General features: G+C 44.5%; 20 protein-coding genes. 19 read left to right on the top strand and 1 reads right to left on the bottom strand.

The window, feature by feature from the left end; translation table 11 throughout:
- The first annotated feature begins 3 nt into the window (after positions 1-3).
- From ACE1OE_RS20685 to ACE1OE_RS20745, 13 genes are all read left to right on the top strand, one after another.
- Positions 4-837, top strand: a complete 834-nt coding sequence (locus ACE1OE_RS20685; protein ID WP_449212145.1) for a major capsid protein P2 — start codon at positions 4-6, stop codon at positions 835-837.
- Between the two features lie 11 nt (positions 838-848).
- Positions 849-1,196, top strand: coding sequence for a hypothetical protein (locus tag ACE1OE_RS20690; RefSeq protein WP_449212146.1), 348 nt, complete (start codon positions 849-851; stop codon positions 1,194-1,196).
- A complete protein-coding gene (locus ACE1OE_RS20695) occupies positions 1,196-1,327 on the top strand; it encodes a hypothetical protein (protein ID WP_277869430.1) in 132 nt (43 codons plus the stop codon). Before ACE1OE_RS20690 ends, ACE1OE_RS20695 begins: the two co-directional genes overlap by 1 nt.
- Before the next feature lies 1 nt (position 1,328).
- On the top strand, positions 1,329-1,520 hold the full coding sequence (locus tag ACE1OE_RS20700; protein WP_449212147.1) for a hypothetical protein: 192 nt from the start codon (positions 1,329-1,331) through the stop codon (positions 1,518-1,520).
- Positions 1,517-1,891, top strand: coding sequence for a DNAase (locus ACE1OE_RS20705; protein ID WP_102471275.1), 375 nt, complete (start codon positions 1,517-1,519; stop codon positions 1,889-1,891). The genes ACE1OE_RS20700 and ACE1OE_RS20705 overlap by 4 nt, the downstream gene beginning before the upstream one ends.
- Before the next feature lie 3 nt (positions 1,892-1,894).
- Positions 1,895-2,413, top strand: a complete 519-nt coding sequence (locus ACE1OE_RS20710) for a chemotaxis protein (RefSeq protein ID WP_102471274.1) — start codon at positions 1,895-1,897, stop codon at positions 2,411-2,413.
- Positions 2,410-3,105 carry a hypothetical protein gene (locus ACE1OE_RS20715; protein WP_449212148.1) on the top strand — a complete coding sequence of 232 codons (696 nt, stop codon included), beginning with the start codon at positions 2,410-2,412 and terminating at the stop codon, positions 3,103-3,105. The genes ACE1OE_RS20710 and ACE1OE_RS20715 overlap by 4 nt, the downstream gene beginning before the upstream one ends.
- 2 nt (positions 3,106-3,107) lie before the next feature.
- On the top strand, positions 3,108-3,818 hold the full coding sequence (locus ACE1OE_RS20720) for a hypothetical protein (protein ID WP_449212149.1): 711 nt from the start codon (positions 3,108-3,110) through the stop codon (positions 3,816-3,818).
- Positions 3,819-3,821: 3 nt separating this feature from the next.
- Positions 3,822-4,301: a structural protein gene (locus ACE1OE_RS20725; RefSeq protein WP_449212160.1), complete on the top strand. Its 480-nt coding sequence runs from the start codon at positions 3,822-3,824 to the stop codon at positions 4,299-4,301.
- Between the two features lie 102 nt (positions 4,302-4,403).
- Positions 4,404-4,610 (top strand): hypothetical protein, encoded by a 207-nt coding sequence (locus ACE1OE_RS20730; RefSeq protein WP_449212150.1) that lies wholly within the window; start codon positions 4,404-4,406, stop codon positions 4,608-4,610.
- Positions 4,607-4,780: a hypothetical protein gene (locus tag ACE1OE_RS20735; RefSeq protein ID WP_449212151.1), complete on the top strand. Its 174-nt coding sequence runs from the start codon at positions 4,607-4,609 to the stop codon at positions 4,778-4,780. The genes ACE1OE_RS20730 and ACE1OE_RS20735 overlap by 4 nt, the downstream gene beginning before the upstream one ends.
- A gap of 154 nt (positions 4,781-4,934) precedes the next feature.
- Positions 4,935-5,900 (top strand): hypothetical protein, encoded by a 966-nt coding sequence (locus ACE1OE_RS20740; RefSeq protein WP_449212152.1) that lies wholly within the window; start codon positions 4,935-4,937, stop codon positions 5,898-5,900.
- Positions 5,897-6,628, top strand: coding sequence for an HIRAN domain-containing protein (locus ACE1OE_RS20745; RefSeq protein WP_449212153.1), 732 nt, complete (start codon positions 5,897-5,899; stop codon positions 6,626-6,628). Before ACE1OE_RS20740 ends, ACE1OE_RS20745 begins: the two co-directional genes overlap by 4 nt.
- Before the next feature lie 48 nt (positions 6,629-6,676).
- On the opposite strand, the gene ACE1OE_RS20750 is transcribed toward ACE1OE_RS20745, so the two are convergent.
- Entirely contained in the window at positions 6,677-7,744 is a 1,068-nt protein-coding gene (locus ACE1OE_RS20750) for a tyrosine-type recombinase/integrase (RefSeq protein WP_449212154.1), read from the bottom strand.
- Between the two features lie 114 nt (positions 7,745-7,858).
- On the opposite strand from ACE1OE_RS20750, the gene dusA reads away from it, so the two are divergent.
- The 6 genes from dusA (at position 7,859) to ACE1OE_RS20780 (ending at position 14,015) form a co-directional block, all read left to right on the top strand.
- Positions 7,859-8,860, top strand: coding sequence for a tRNA dihydrouridine(20/20a) synthase DusA (dusA, locus tag ACE1OE_RS20755; protein WP_372061521.1), 1,002 nt, complete (start codon positions 7,859-7,861; stop codon positions 8,858-8,860).
- A gap of 183 nt (positions 8,861-9,043) precedes the next feature.
- Entirely contained in the window at positions 9,044-9,253 is a 210-nt protein-coding gene (locus tag ACE1OE_RS20760; protein ID WP_102471264.1) for an envelope stress response protein PspG, read from the top strand.
- Between the two features lie 99 nt (positions 9,254-9,352).
- On the top strand, positions 9,353-9,583 hold the full coding sequence (locus tag ACE1OE_RS20765; RefSeq protein WP_102471263.1) for a thymidylate kinase: 231 nt from the start codon (positions 9,353-9,355) through the stop codon (positions 9,581-9,583).
- A 118-nt stretch (positions 9,584-9,701) separates the two neighbouring features.
- The gene (locus tag ACE1OE_RS20770; RefSeq protein WP_372061511.1) at positions 9,702-11,534 is read left to right on the top strand and encodes an assimilatory sulfite reductase (NADPH) flavoprotein subunit; all 1,833 of its coding nucleotides are present in this window, start codon (positions 9,702-9,704) and stop codon (positions 11,532-11,534) included.
- Positions 11,534-13,249: an assimilatory sulfite reductase (NADPH) hemoprotein subunit gene (gene cysI, locus ACE1OE_RS20775; RefSeq protein ID WP_372061513.1), complete on the top strand. Its 1,716-nt coding sequence runs from the start codon at positions 11,534-11,536 to the stop codon at positions 13,247-13,249. The genes ACE1OE_RS20770 and cysI overlap by 1 nt, the downstream gene beginning before the upstream one ends.
- Positions 13,242-14,015 carry a phosphoadenylyl-sulfate reductase gene (locus ACE1OE_RS20780; RefSeq protein WP_449212155.1) on the top strand — a complete coding sequence of 258 codons (774 nt, stop codon included), beginning with the start codon at positions 13,242-13,244 and terminating at the stop codon, positions 14,013-14,015. Before cysI ends, ACE1OE_RS20780 begins: the two co-directional genes overlap by 8 nt.
- Positions 14,016-14,685 lie beyond the last annotated feature (670 nt).

Here is a 14,685-nt window from a genome sequence, read left to right on the forward strand (position 1 = left end):
ACTATGGAATTACTCACGACACCATTTAACCCACGTCCTCGTGATTTAGACCCTGTTGAGGGTGTGAATTGGGGCAATCAAGCCACACTGCGCCTTGTCAGTGGTCCTACTTATCAGTCTATTGAGTTAGTTACTGATATTACTGACCCTGCCGATATTGAGCGTGTGCGTATTACTTTGAACGGTAAAGAGGTGTACAACCTCACCGGACAAGACCTTGTTGACCTTCAGGAACATCGTAAGCAATACCAATCATCTGGTCGTTATGTCATTCCATTTGCTGATCTAAAACTGCGCACCAAAGCGGGCGTTCGTACGGGTGAGCTAGTGACACTGAACGGTGAAATTTGGTTTGTTTATATTCAGCTCGCCCCTAAAGCAGGTGGCGTCAATCCACCAAGTATCCGTGCTCGTGCCCATTCAACGGCGGCGCAATCAACACGTATCTACTTGCCTCGTATTTATTCACTGACGTGGTTTGCGAGTGCGACAGGTCGAACACCGTTTGATTTTTCTGAGCGTTCCCCTGCCTTATCGCTAAAGCGTATTCACTTTAAAGACAGTTCTATCGACCGTGTTCGCGTACTGCGTGATGACGTGGAAGAAATGAACGTCAATAAAGTCGATAACGCCTTTGACCTTGCCCTTTCTGAGCTTGAACAAAACGAAGACTGGTTTTCTTTGGACTTTGTTCGTACCGGCTTTGGTGTTGAGGGGCGCTTGCCAACTAACGCCTATAAACAATTGCAGTTTGAGATCGAGAAATCAGCGGCGGGCAGCATTCCGGTATTGATTGAAGCGATCGAGCAAGTGGGCGTGATTTCTCAACCGAAATAAGGGGGTGACTCATGGCATACCCTGACGAATATCTTTCGACAGGCGCGGCCACCTCGACCAGTTCGGGGTGGTGGGACAGCTTAGTAGAAAGTACGGGCGAGATTGTAGGTGGTGCGGTCGATGTGGTCGGCGGCTTTGGTGGTGATTGGCTTGGCATCAAAATGGATGATGAGTTAGACCGCGCCAAAACGTCCAACCCTGACGAAAACCGATCCAACAACAACGACTATCAGCAACCCAATGGCGCCCCTGTGCAAACAGGTGGGCAAGGGGTGCAGTGGCAAACACTCATGATTGTGGTGTTAATCATGGTGGTCGTATTGGGTGGAGCTTATGCCGCCATGAAAGGAGGCAAGTAGTGCCTTTTCTCTATTTAGGCGTGGCGGGTGTGGTGTTTGCCAGTGGTTATTTTTCCGCTCAAGGAGTGAATAAAACCGCTTGGCAAATCATCGCCATTCTTGCGCTGATTATCTGGTTTAAGAAGGGTTGATATGTTTGGAGCAATGACCAGTTTAACGGGCGGTGGAGGCTTAACGGGTGGCAGTGCTGGCCCCTCTACTGCAAAGAGTAGTAACCAATCAGGGCAATCTATTGGCGGCATCAACATGGGAGGCGGGGTAAACCCTTGGCTGATTGTTGGTGTGGCGTTGATAGGAGTATTTGCGCTTAAGGTGCTCAAATGATCTCGATTGTCACCGAATCACCGAGCGCGATTGAACGGCTCAAGCCTGCCTTTCGTGCTTGTCCTAATGACTTTGACGTGATGAAACATGAAATCAAAGGCGGTCGAGTCAGCGTGTATGAATTGTCCGGTGACGATTATCGGTTAACGGTGGCAGGGGAAGTAATGGGCAATGCCTATTTCATTTGGGCGGTATCAGGCAATGGCGCGGTGGATGCCACGCGAGAGCTTGCCGAATACGTCAAACGTTCTGGCTTGAGTGCAATCTCAACCCGCACCTATTTTCCATTGGTCGCCCGACTACTCAAGCGTCTTGGTGATGTGAAGATTAGCCAACACGGTGACCACGAATTTTTACGTTGGGAGGTGTAGCGCATGGGCGGCAGTTCCAGTTCAAGCAATAGCACCAGTACAAAGAACACCAGTAGCCAAAATGCCATTAGTGGTGACAACTTAGGTGTTGCACTGAGTGGCATTGAAGGTTCAACCATTAACGCCACGGTGACCGACCATGGCAGTGTTGCCAAGTCATTTGAATTTGCAGGCGATGCGCTTGATGAGTCTTTTGAGTTTGCAGGGAACACGGTAAGCGAATCACTCGACTTTGGTAAGCAGTCACTCGAATTAGTCGACAGAAATACCGAGAACTCATTGAAGTTCGCCGCGGGAGCGCTTGAAGAATACAGCGCATCAAACAGCGAACACTTACAAATGATGGCAGGGCTTGCGGGTAATCAGGCATCGCAAAACAGCGAGAACCTAAACAAGTTAACCGAGCTTGCCAAGTTCAAACAGGACAACGGACAAAGCGAACTCAATCAACAACAACTGATCCTCATGGGCATTATTGTGTTGGTACTGGGCTTTGTTCTAGTGAAGGCGATGCGCAAATGATTGTAGAACTTATTAAAGGGCAACCTATCCCCGTCACCTTGGAATCAACGTGGCTATTTGTGGAGTCCATTAGCGGCAAACTCACCGTTGAAATGGATGAAACAGGCGAGCGCGTGACCTTGCTTAATCGTTCTGTTTTTCGCTACGGCAAAAAATTGGGGCGCGTTCTGCTCAGTGGTGAAGGGCGATTAAGCCTAGAGCATGGCGTGGGCGATTTCACGGCGCCTATCGAAGGTCAAAAGCTCGATATTCAAACCATGCCGAAAATGCAGATTGATGATGATCAGCAAATCGAAGTGAGCGCGTTACCTGCCGTTGAAATTGCGCAGGGGCAACAGGTCACCATTAACTCAATGCCAAAGATGCAGATTGAAAATAATCAGTCGCTTGGTGTGGACTCGTTACCCCCTGTAGAAATTAAAGCAGGGCAAAGCCTCGCAGTGAGCACCTTGCCGAAAGTGGTGCTTGAGGTCAGTGGCAACCTAAATGCTCATATCGGTGACGTCCCGCTTTCAATTCCCGCCAATGCCATGCGTAAAGGTGTGTGGATAAAAGCGAAATCCACCAATACAGGGCTTATTGATTTGATGGGCTTTGAATTGGCCGCAGGTGAGCAAATCCGTTTAGACAGCACCGCACTAATTGAACTAACAGGAACGGCGCCGGATGTCGTTCAAGTCTTGGAGTATTAACCATGTCCAAACTTCCAGAGCTGCCAACAGGGAGCAGCCGCAACAAGATTGAATTTCTCTATGGCCTATTGAGTCAGTTTGGTGGCTCTGCGCCACCAGATTTGACGGCGGCAGTCAGTCTTCAATCGGTTTACCCGTTCTCGATACCTTATCCCATTGAGTACCGCTTAGGCCGTGACTATCAAGATGACGCGAGTGGCTATAACCAACGCCTCTACGAATATGACGATGACGGTTTGTATTTTAACTTGTTCACGGCGTTTGAAAATATGCAGCAATACGTACCTTCAGAGTGGTGGAACGTGATGGGCTTTGAGATCTCATTGCATGTGAGCAAATCTATCGGCTTGTCGGGGGACGCATTAGCCGCTGTACAAAGTTGCGCGGACAGTGGCGGCAATGTCGTTGTTGATTATGAATTGCAGCTAAGTGGTCAATATCGACAAAACGCAACGTTGGCGCAGGTGCCAGCCGTCATAAATGACGGTGGTCTTTCGATTGTCGGGAGTGTCCATTTTAACCACTTTGTTGAGCGAGCGCTTTATTCCGATACGGCGCAAACCGATTTCAATTTAGTACTTCGTACCTCCGTTTCAGGGCAGGGGAATAGTGTTGATTTGGGCGCGGCAAGTGGTACCACGGTCTATCAAAACGATGTGGACATATCCATCAACAAAGTTTGGGTAGCCGTAAAATTTGACGAGCCAGAGTAACCCATTATGCGAGCGTTAATCATCATTGTGCTAATCGGTGCGCTAATGTGGGGCGCGCCGCAAGGAGTAAAGATCGTGAAATCACAACTCAATCGCGGGATACGTAATAACAACCCGCTCAACATTCGTATTAGTAACAGCGCATGGACAGGCAAAGTTACGCCAAGCCAGGATAAAGCGTTCGAAACGTTTTCTGATTCGAAGTACGGCTTTCGGGCAGCGGCCAAGCTCATTCGTAATTACCAATCACTGTATGGGTTAAACACCATCAACGAGATTATTGGCCGTTGGGCGCCAAGCCATGAAAACGACACGCGCAATTATTCGCAGTTCGTAGCAGGGCAATTGAACCTCTCATCCAATGCCGCGCTTAACTTATCAGATAGTAATCTGTTAGCACGTTTGGTTCATGCTATGTCGATTATGGAAGTAGGGCGCTATTACTCGTTGTCGGATGCGCAGCAAGGGGTAGCACTGGTATGACGCAAAAAGAAATGATGCAACGGATCGCGGTGGGTATCTTCACCGCTTTAATCAGCGCGTATATCTGGAAGCGCATCAACGGTTAGAGTAGGAGTAACCTAAATGAAAATAGACTTGAATCAACCCTCAACGAAAAAGGGTTTAGCGTTAATTGGTGCGGGTGTTGCCCTTGCCACTGGACACCCTGAATTATTAACCGCAAGCGTAACGCCAGAAGGTGTGCAAATGGGGGGCGTGATTGGTGTGGTAGCGCCGTTACTGCTTGGTTTGTGGGAAGCGATACGGGATGAGTTTAAGGGGGCTGAATGATTGATTTGCCCATCTTACCGTTACTAGCTGAGTTGGGATTAAAGCCGACAGAGATTTTGATTTTAGGGATGCTTTGGCAAAATATTAGAAATACCAATGTTCTAATGGAAAAGCTTATTCAAAAAGTTAATGAATTAGAAATTAGGTTAAATAGAACATCAAAAAACTAGGTTTTTGAACGATTCATGACTGGTACTATTACAGACATCTCACAAAGAATTGTTAGTTCAGAAATAACATTATGTTGTAATAGGTTAAGTGTATACTCTGTTGGTAAAAGTACACTAAAACCTTAGATATAGCGGAGCCTAAAGGAGTATGAATTTGGCTGATTACCCAATCATTGACATTTCAGACCAAGACATTGATGAATTTGAACAGATGGGGACGAAGTCTAAGTTTTGGTACACTGATTCGATAACGGGGGAGGAATACCTCTTTAAGTCAGTTCATACCGAAGATCGGGAAGGAAACCCTATAGAGCGAAAGGGAGAGGATTGGGCGGAAAAAATTGCGTGTGAGCTTGCAGTTATACTAGACCTCCCTCATGCTCATTATGACTTGGCTAACTATAAAGGTCAGAGAGGCATCCGAAGCAAAAAGTTTACTGAAGATGGTGACAATATGTTCTTCGGTAACCAGTTGATAGAGCATATTGCTAACCGTATCAATATGCCGTTGGAAAAAGGTCAGCGTTCACAAAAAGTAGATCGAGTCGCAAGTATTTTACAGCGGATCATTGCTCACCCGCCTTTAGGGTGGAAAGCAAGCGAAGATATAAGCAGTGCTTTTGATGTGTTTATCGGTTATTTAATGTTTGACACTCTTATTTCTAACCAAGACCGTCATAACGAAAATTGGGCTATGATTGTGAAAGGCGATACTAGTTATCTGGCACCTTCTTTCGATCATGCTGCAAGTCTAGGTAGGAATGAGCCAGTAGAAACTATGCATGAACGTTTGGTGAGTAACGATGAAGGGCGTCAAATACCTAACTATGTTATGCGTTGTAAATCTTATTTCTATAACGGAAGTGATAGGTTAAAAACCTTAGATGCGTTTGTTGTATTAGCTTATTTTAGAAAGAGAGCTGCACTAGCGTGGTTAGATAGGCTTGAGGCTCTGGGCTACGAGCAAATTTTAGATGTAGTCAGCCGGATCCCTGATGCTATCATGGGAGGTACTGAAAAAACTTTTTGTGCCAGTGTCATAATTGCTAACAAGGCACGTATTTTACAATACAGAGAATTGTTTTTAGAGAATAAAAAAAATGGAGAAACGACTTCATGAAAAGTGTTTTTGTTATTTGGAAAGACAGTGATGATGGGATGTGGCATCCTGTTGCTAAATTGACTCGTTCTAATGATGAGTACCGCTTCAATTACACCAAAGGCGCAAATCACGCAAACTTCATAGCGTTTCCTCGTATGGATGATTTAGCAAAGGTTTATCATTCTAAGTCACTTTTTTCATTTTTTACTAATCGCTTAATTCCGACAAATAGACCGGAATTTAAAAAAATGGTGGACTGGTCTGATATTGATCTAACTCACTATGATGAATTGGATTTACTAGGTATTTCTGGCGGAGCTCGAAAAACAGATGAATTTCGTATTATCTCGGAGCCAGAAATTACAGAGGAAGGCTATTATAAAATTCGATTCTTTATTAGCGGCGTAGGTCATTTAGAAGGTGAAAGTGCAAGGCGGGTCGTTACACTTGAGAAAAATGAAGAGCTTAAAGTCATTTATGAAAATTTAAATCAATATGACTGCAATGCTGTACTAGTTTCAACTAAAGATGAGATCCCAATTGGATATTGTCCTAAATACTTCAATTGCGATGTTCGCTCGTTGCTTGAAAATGTAGAGCTTGATTCTCACTCGCTTAAGGTTGTTAGACTAAATCTTGATGCACCGAGTCAATTTCGGGTGTTATGTGAATTCGTAACGAAATGGCCTGAAGGCTTTACTCCGTTAGTATCAGAAGAATATTTAGCACACAGCATTAATCATTAATCATTCGGTATGGGATGTCATAGATTACCTCCCATACTGCTCACATTACTAATGATTTCTTTTGTGTAGCTTATGCGGAAATAACTGCGTATAAACCTGCCATAAAACATTCAAGTTCCGATGACCTGTTACTTGGGCTACTTCTTCAATAGAGTAGCCTTTTTCAAATAGCCTACTGGCACCTTCACGCCTTAAATCGTGATAGCGTAAATCCTCAATCCCTAAACTGTTCCTAACACGCTGAAACCCTGCCGTCACGCTCCTAGAGTTGTAAGGAAAAATCAGGTCGCCTTGCTTTGGTTGACGCATAGCAATATCAAATGATTCAGCCAAGAGCGGCACAATCATGTGATTGCCTTGTTTTTTACGAGGGTCTTTGCGATCTCGGACTAACACAGTGCGATGTTCGTCGTGAATGTCTTCCCAACGTAGGGCGCACACTTCCCCAATCCGCATACACGTTAAAATACTGAAGTCCAAAATGTCGACAAAAGGGATGCGAGTTTGCCCATTAGCCCTAGCGTTCTGACGCTTCACTAACCCCTCACGTAAAAGTTGCAGTTCTTCACCTGTTGGCCGTCGAGTTCGTTTTTCACTTTTACCGATTAATTCCATATCAGAGAGCACCGGTACTGCTTCTTCAAAAATCTTATGATTCGCTTCAATGTCAAAAACGGGCTTGGCTTTTTTCATGACAGCGCGCAGATAAGCAATATCATGATAGATAGTGGCGGGTTTGGCTCCTGCACCTCTACGGTTTTTACAGTGCTCGATGAGATCGCTTGTTCTTAGTTCATTGCTGTTTATTTTTGCAATGTCGCAGTCACGAAGCATATCGATAACATAGCGTTTGGTACGCCCTGTGTTATTCCACAAATCCTTGTCTTCCATGAATTTATCGAGGAGTACCGAAAGGGGAACTGTTTTTATCGGATTCACGCCATGCTCTTCAAGTTCAAGCTGTCGTTTAAGGCCATAAGTCTTAGCAAGCTCTTTCCTTTTGAAAGTTCTCGATTCTCTGTGTATTATTGCCTGCTTTTTCTTCACGATGATGGTTGCTTTGTAGCGGAATTCACCGCTTTGTAGCTGCCGTTTTTCAATTGATAGAGAAGCCATTCCATCGTCCTACTCTTTGAGGGGTACTGTTAGGGGTACTATAGGACGAATTTGGGCGAAATTCCATGATATTCAAAGCGGATTTGAATGGTTAAAAACTTAGGTAAAACAATGATGAAGCCAGACAACACAAGCGATTTCCATTCAAGCCGTCTTTCAATTGCACCCATGCTCGATTGGACGGATCGACATTGCCGTTACTTCCATCGTTTGCTTTCTTCGCAAGCCTTGTTGTATACCGAGATGATTACGACGGGGGCAATTATTCACGGTAAGGGTGACTTTTTAGCGTTCAATACTGAAGAGCACCCTGTCGCATTGCAGTTAGGCGGTTCAAACCCAACCGATTTGGCAACGTGCGCGAAGCTTGCTCAAGAGCGTGGTTATGATGAAATCAACCTCAATGTTGGTTGTCCGTCAGATCGTGTTCAAAATGGTCGCTTTGGGGCTTGCCTCATGGGGGAGCCTGAGCTGGTGGCTGAATGTATTGCGGAAATGAAAGCTGTGGTCTCTATTCCTGTGACGGTGAAGACTCGAATCGGGATTGATGATCAGGACTCGTACGAGTTTCTTACGCGTTTTGTGTCTCATGTTTCAGAGCAAGGGGGTTGTGAGGACTTTACCATTCATGCTCGTAAAGCATGGTTAAGTGGCTTGAGTCCAAAAGAGAACCGAGAGATCCCGCCGCTAGATTACCCTCGCGCGTATCAAATTAAGAAAGATTTCCCGCACTTACAGATCGGCGTTAATGGTGGGATAAAAACGTTAGCTGAGTCGTTAGAGCATTTAGAGCACTTAGATGGAGTGATGATTGGGCGCGAAGCTTATCAAAACCCGTATTTACTGGCTGAGGTTGATCAAACCATCTTTGGAATGGACACGCCTGTGAAGAAACGCAGTCAGGTTGTGGAGGCGATGTATCCGTATATTGAGAAGCAACTTGCTAATGGCTCTAATCTTGGACATATCAGCCGACATATGATTGGTTTATTCCAAGCTTTACCTGGTGGCAGACAATGGCGTCGTTATATTAGTGAAAATGCGCATAAGAAAGGCGCAGGCGTTGAAGTGATTCAAACGGCACTGACTAAAATTCCGAAAGAACTAGACGTTTAAATTTACCAAGTTAGTGGTTAAAAATACCAACTCCAGTTGATTTATCGATCAGCTGGAGTTTTTTATTTTATAAGTACAATACTATCAATGACTTGAAAAGTTGGAACGGTTCATGCTTTATCATAAATATTACGGTGTTAGGTCTTACACCACTATTATTTTTTCAGTGCCTAAGGAGGCGATATGTTTGAACTGATTTTCATCATGGTCTTTATCGGAGTGTTAGTCATGACGGGGGTAACGTTTGTCACCGTTTCATTGGCAATCGTTGCGTCATTCACTGTGCTATTTATGTTAGGAATGGTGGGTGTCCTTTTCCAACTTCTGCCGTGGATTGTCGCGTTTGTTATCGCCTTATGGGTATATAACCGCTTTATTGCACGCTCTAGTTAACATATTGGTAACAACGAATCCGACGAAAATGATCCAGCTTGCTATAGTTAATGAAGGAGCTGACGCCAACAGGCTCCGCTATAGAATTTTGGAGGAAGCATGACCATAACGGAATTGAAGTACCTTTATCATCAAGACTTACTTTCTGAAGCGATTATTGAACCATCTGAATCGGAAGGGGGCTGGGTAGTTGAATTTCGCCACAAGCAAGGCGGATTCCTTATGCTGACAGACATTCACGGTGCCGAGTGTCAGTATATTGATCTTGATAAAGCCTCTAAATCTGCGCTGGCTGTTGGCTTTTCTCAGGTGCGTATTGAAGCGAAATAATCCCCCCTCAAAATATTCCTTTCTTCCAAAAAGTTATAAAACATACATATCTATTCTTTCTTGTTATTAAAATGGTTGGTTAATCTATCGTCACGCAATGTTTAGGGATGTCGTGACTATGTCATCAAATGGAAATACACAACAAGAACTTCCGGGCTTAGCTGCTCCAATCAATGATCAGCAGCTATCGCAATTACAACAAGCATCAACTTCTTTATCGTCCAACCAATTGGCGTGGGTGAGTGGTTATTTTTGGGGATTGAGTCAAGCACAAAACCCAACACCGTTAACACCTGTAGCGAGCGCGGTCACCACCGCCGTAGCCTCTCAGCCTGCTGGCAAGCTTACCATCATTTACGCGTCTCAAACCGGGAATGCGAAAGGCGTAGCTGAGGCTCTTGAGCAAGAAGCGTCAGCGCATGGAATCACAGCACAGCTATTTGATGCCAGTGACTACAAAGGTAAAAACCTCGCTAAAGAGACGCATGTGATTTTTGTGGCGTCAACAAATGGTGAAGGTGAAGCACCCGATAATGCGATTGAGTTGCATGAGTTTTTGCAGTCGAAGAAAGCACCTAAGCTTCCTAACCTGAAGTTTGCCGTGATTGGTTTAGGCGATTCAAGTTACGAGTTCTTTTGTCAAACAGGTAAAGACTTTGATGCCTTTTTAACTAAGCAGGGCGCGACGCCATTTGTTGAAAGGTTAGATTGTGATGTTGATTACGATGTCGTAGCGGCAGAGTGGCGACTTAAGGCGCTTGAAGTCATTAAAGACGATTTATCTTCGCAAGCAGCGGATGTGGTTACGTTACCTGTTGCCACCGCTGGTGCAACCACGACATACACAAAACAGAACCCATACACGGCAACGCTGCTAACCAGCCAAAAAATCACAGGCCGTGACTCTGGCAAAGATGTTCGACACATCGAAATTGATCTCGAGAATTCAGGCCTGACGTATCAAGCCGGCGATGCATTGGGGGTTTGGTTTGAAAACAACAGTGAGCTGGTGGATGCGATTCTCGCTCAAGCGCAACTTTCTGGGATTGAAAGTGTGGATGTCGATGGTGAGAGCATCTCGATACGTTCGGCACTGATTAAGCACTACGAGATCACGGCGTCAAACCCTCAGTTTGTCACTAAGTACGCCGAGATATCGGGCAGCAAAAAATTACTTAAGTTGGTCGAGAATAAGGACCAACTGCGTGAGTACTCAGGCGAAACTCAAGTCGTCGACGTGCTTCGAGAGAAGAAAACCAAGCTTGATGCTTTGCAACTCATCTCACTATTACGCCGCTTAACGCCACGTTTATATTCTATCGCTTCCAGTCAGTCAGAAGTTGAAGAAGAAGTGCATCTAACGGTAGCGCTTGTTGAATACAACAAGGGAGATGAAAAGCGACATGGTGGTGCATCGTACCATTTAGCAAAAGGCCTTGAAGAGGGCGACGAAGTGAAAGTCTTCGTTGAACATAACAAGCAATTCAAATTACCCGATGATAATGACACACCGATTATCATGGTTGGCCCTGGCACGGGCATTGCGCCATTTAGAAGCTTTATTCAAGAGCGAGAAAATCGTGATGCAAAAGGTAAGAACTGGTTGTTCTTTGGTGATCGAACGTTCACTCAAGATTTCCTATATCAAGTTGAATGGCAGAAATACCTTAAGTCAGGAGTACTGAATCGTCTAGATGTGGCGTTTAGCCGTGACCAACATGAGAAGGTCTATGTTCAGCACCGTCTACTCCAGCAAGGTGAGCAAATTTGGCAATGGCTACAAGAAGGTGCTCATCTCTATGTTTGTGGGGATGCGACGCACATGGCAAAAGATGTGAATACTGCGCTGATTGAGATTGTAAAACAGTATGGCGGTAAAGATCTTGAGCAGGCTGAGGCATACGTAAGCGAACTAAGAAAAGCAAAACGTTATCAAAAGGATGTGTACTAATGAGCAAACAAGAAGTATTAGGCCAAGTATTGGGCCCATTAGCTGATAACGAGCGCTTGAAGCGAGAGAGTAATCACCTACGCGGTACGATTGAGGCTGACTTATCCGACCAAATTACTGGTGGCTTTACCGCAGATAACTTCCAACTTATTCGTTTCCACGGAATGTATCAGCAAGATGACCGTGATATCCGTAATGAAAGAACGAAACAAAAGCTAGAGCCGCTCCATAATGTGATGCTTAGAGCTCGCATGCCGGGTGGTATTATTTCGCCAAAGCAGTGGCTAGCCATTGATGAGTTTGCAACTGATCATAGTTTGTATGGCAGTATTCGTCTTACTACCCGTCAAACCTTCCAGTTTCATGGCGTGCTCAAGCCTAATATTAAGCTAATGCACCAGACACTCAATAAGATCGGTATTGATTCTATTGCTACGGCAGGGGATGTGAACCGAAACGTGTTATGTACCACGAACCCTGTTGAATCAGAGCTTCATCAAGAAGCTTATGAATGGGCAAAGAAGATCAGTGAACATCTACTACCGAAGACGCGAGCGTATGCCGAAATTTGGCTAGACGGAGAGAAAGTAGAAACAACAGATGAAGAACCGATTTTAGGCAGTAATTATCTACCGAGAAAATTTAAGACAACCGTCGTTATTCCGCCACAAAATGATGTGGATGTTCACGCGAATGATCTTAACTTCATCGCGATAGCGGAAAACGGTAAGTTGGTTGGGTTTAATGTCCTTGTGGGAGGCGGTTTGGCCATGACGCATGGTGATACGTCTACTTATCCAAGACGCGCCGATGATTTTGGCTTTGTGCCACTCGCACATACCTTAGAGGTTGCGGCGGCGGTGGTGACAACCCAGCGTGATTGGGGTAACCGTTCTAACCGTAAAAATGCAAAAACCAAGTATACGTTAGACCGTGTTGGTATCGATGTCTTCAAGGCTGAAGTAGAGAAACGCGCTGGCGTGAAGTTCTCCGCAAGTCAGCCATATGAGTTTACTGAGCGTGGCGACCGTATCGGCTGGGTTGACGGCATTGACGGTAAACACCATTTGGCATTGTTTATAGAGAATGGTCGATTACTTGATTATCCAGGTAGGCCCTTAAAAACGGGCGTAGCTGAGATTGCAAAGATTCATAAAGGCGACTTCCGAATGACGGCCAATCAAAACTTGATTGTCGCAGGGGTAAGCAAAGCTCAAAAAGCGAAGATTGAAAAGATAGCTCGCGCTCATGGCTTGATGGATGACTCAGTGAGTGAGCAGCGCAAAGATTCGATGGCGTGTGTTGCCTTTCCAACCTGTCCCCTTGCCATGGCAGAAGCCGAACGCTTTCTTCCATCTTTCGTGACTGATGTGGAAAACGTACTTGAGAAGCATCAGATTCCAAAAGAAGAAAGCATCATCTTACGTATTACGGGCTGCCCAAATGGCTGTGGTCGAGCGATGTTGGCTGAGGTTGGTTTAGTTGGTAAAGCACCGGGTCGGTATAATGTCCACCTTGGGGGGAATAAAGCCGGTACTCGTGTCCCGAAAATGTATAAAGAGAACATAACGGAAAAACAAATCTTAGAAGAGCTTGATGAGCTGGTGGGGCTATGGGCTAAAAACCGCCTTAATAAAGAAGCATTCGGCGATTTTGTTATTCGTACGGGAGTAATAGAGGAAGTTAAAGTATCAAAGAGGGATTTCTATGCTTAAGTTCCAAGAAAGCCAGAAGCTTGAAACGTTGCTCTCTTTAACTAAGACGGAACAAATTCTCAAGTTAGCTGAATTGAATGGGCAGCTAGAGTTACTTAATGCGGAGCAAAGAATTGCTTGGGCTATTGAGAACTTGCCAGGTCAGCACGTATTGAGTTCGAGTTTTGGCGTTCAGGCGGCAGTGATGCTGCATTTGGTGAGCAATGTGCAAAAAAACATTCCCATCATATTAACTGACACCGGTTATTTGTTTCCTGAAACGTATCAGTTTATAGATGCTTTAACGCAGCAGCTCGATCTTAACCTACATATCTATAGCGCTAAACTAAGTCCTAATTGGCAAGAAGTCAGATATGGAAAGTTGTGGGAGCAAGGTATAGAGGGAATTAAGAAATATAATCACCTTAATAAAGTCGAACCAATGAAGCGAGCTCTTGCAGACCTGAATGTTAAAACATGGTTTTCAGGGTTAAGACGAGAACAAGCAGAGAGCCGTTCGAATTTACCTGTGCTTGCGATTCAAAATGGACGATTTAAGTTTCTGCCGATTATTGATTGGTCCAACAGCCAAATTGAAGAGTACCTGCAATTACACGGTCTACGTTATCACCCGCTGAAAGATGAAGGTTATCTATCTATTGGAGATACCCACTCAACAAAAAGATGGGAACCGGGTATGAAAGAAGAAGAAACAAGGTTTAATGGGCTAAAGCGTGAATGTGGCCTCCATGAAGAAGATAACGAGCAAGATGGCTCAGGAATTTAAACAAGAGTTAGATTAAAAAATTAAAAAAAGGGGGCGAAAGCCTCCTTTTTTTAATAAGTCTGTGGATAACCTGTATGTGGTGTGAGGGTAAAGTGGGATAAATAAGGCTTTGAAGTTAAAGTTAATTAAAAAGGCTTATTTTTGCAATTTATTCAAAAAAACGCTTGCCAATGTGAAGCTGATCTCTATAATGCGTCCTCACTGACACGGCAGAGCCCACAAGGGTTCAAGGCAATAATCAGTAAGGCTTCTAGCCAAAAGATAGTTTAAGATTTGTTTTCGAAAGAATTGAAAAAATAAATCAAAAAAGTGTTTGACACTAACAATTATCTCGCTAGAATAGCCGCCTCTTCAAAGGGAAAGCCCAGCGCTAACCAAGAAGAGATGCTCTTTAACAATTTAAACCTATATCAATCTGTGTGGACACTTGTTGATGATAATCATTAAGTTTGCTTCTGCTGCAAAGTAGAAACGAACACTTCTTCGGAAGTAAAATGGTTTTCAATGAACACGTGACCTAAGGGTAGTAAGTTCGCTTACTGTCACACGGTCAAAATTCATTATCGTTCTGTTGGAACGATAATAGCTTTAAAATTACTTCTTACTTTTTAAGTAAGGGACAGTTTTGAAGTCAGTATTCATTGAGCCGACAAAATCTTAAATTGAAGAG

It is taken from the genome of Vibrio sp. E150_011, assembly GCF_053544015.1.

Bases quoted from the DNA above. Each gene is read 5' to 3' on its own strand.
- ACE1OE_RS20750 (WP_449212154.1), bottom strand. From the start codon at position 7,744: ATGGCTTCTCTATCAATTGAAAAACGGCAGCTACAAAGCGGTGAATTC.
- ACE1OE_RS20770 (WP_372061511.1), top strand. From the start codon at position 9,702: ATGTCATCAAATGGAAATACACAACAAGAACTTCCGGGCTTAGCTGCT.
- ACE1OE_RS20715 (WP_449212148.1), top strand. From the start codon at position 2,410: ATGATTGTAGAACTTATTAAAGGGCAACCTATCCCCGTCACCTTGGAA.
- ACE1OE_RS20760 (WP_102471264.1), top strand. From the start codon at position 9,044: ATGTTTGAACTGATTTTCATCATGGTCTTTATCGGAGTGTTAGTCATG.
- ACE1OE_RS20710 (WP_102471274.1), top strand. From the start codon at position 1,895: ATGGGCGGCAGTTCCAGTTCAAGCAATAGCACCAGTACAAAGAACACC.
- ACE1OE_RS20720 (WP_449212149.1), top strand. From the start codon at position 3,108: ATGTCCAAACTTCCAGAGCTGCCAACAGGGAGCAGCCGCAACAAGATT.
- ACE1OE_RS20705 (WP_102471275.1), top strand. From the start codon at position 1,517: ATGATCTCGATTGTCACCGAATCACCGAGCGCGATTGAACGGCTCAAG.
- ACE1OE_RS20765 (WP_102471263.1), top strand. From the start codon at position 9,353: ATGACCATAACGGAATTGAAGTACCTTTATCATCAAGACTTACTTTCT.
- ACE1OE_RS20780 (WP_449212155.1), top strand. From the start codon at position 13,242: ATGCTTAAGTTCCAAGAAAGCCAGAAGCTTGAAACGTTGCTCTCTTTA.
- ACE1OE_RS20700 (WP_449212147.1), top strand. From the start codon at position 1,329: ATGTTTGGAGCAATGACCAGTTTAACGGGCGGTGGAGGCTTAACGGGT.
- ACE1OE_RS20690 (WP_449212146.1), top strand. From the start codon at position 849: ATGGCATACCCTGACGAATATCTTTCGACAGGCGCGGCCACCTCGACC.
- ACE1OE_RS20745 (WP_449212153.1), top strand. From the start codon at position 5,897: ATGAAAAGTGTTTTTGTTATTTGGAAAGACAGTGATGATGGGATGTGG.
- dusA (WP_372061521.1), top strand. From the start codon at position 7,859: ATGAAGCCAGACAACACAAGCGATTTCCATTCAAGCCGTCTTTCAATT.
- ACE1OE_RS20735 (WP_449212151.1), top strand. From the start codon at position 4,607: ATGATTGATTTGCCCATCTTACCGTTACTAGCTGAGTTGGGATTAAAG.
- ACE1OE_RS20730 (WP_449212150.1), top strand. From the start codon at position 4,404: ATGAAAATAGACTTGAATCAACCCTCAACGAAAAAGGGTTTAGCGTTA.
- cysI (WP_372061513.1), top strand. From the start codon at position 11,534: ATGAGCAAACAAGAAGTATTAGGCCAAGTATTGGGCCCATTAGCTGAT.
- ACE1OE_RS20685 (WP_449212145.1), top strand. From the start codon at position 4: ATGGAATTACTCACGACACCATTTAACCCACGTCCTCGTGATTTAGAC.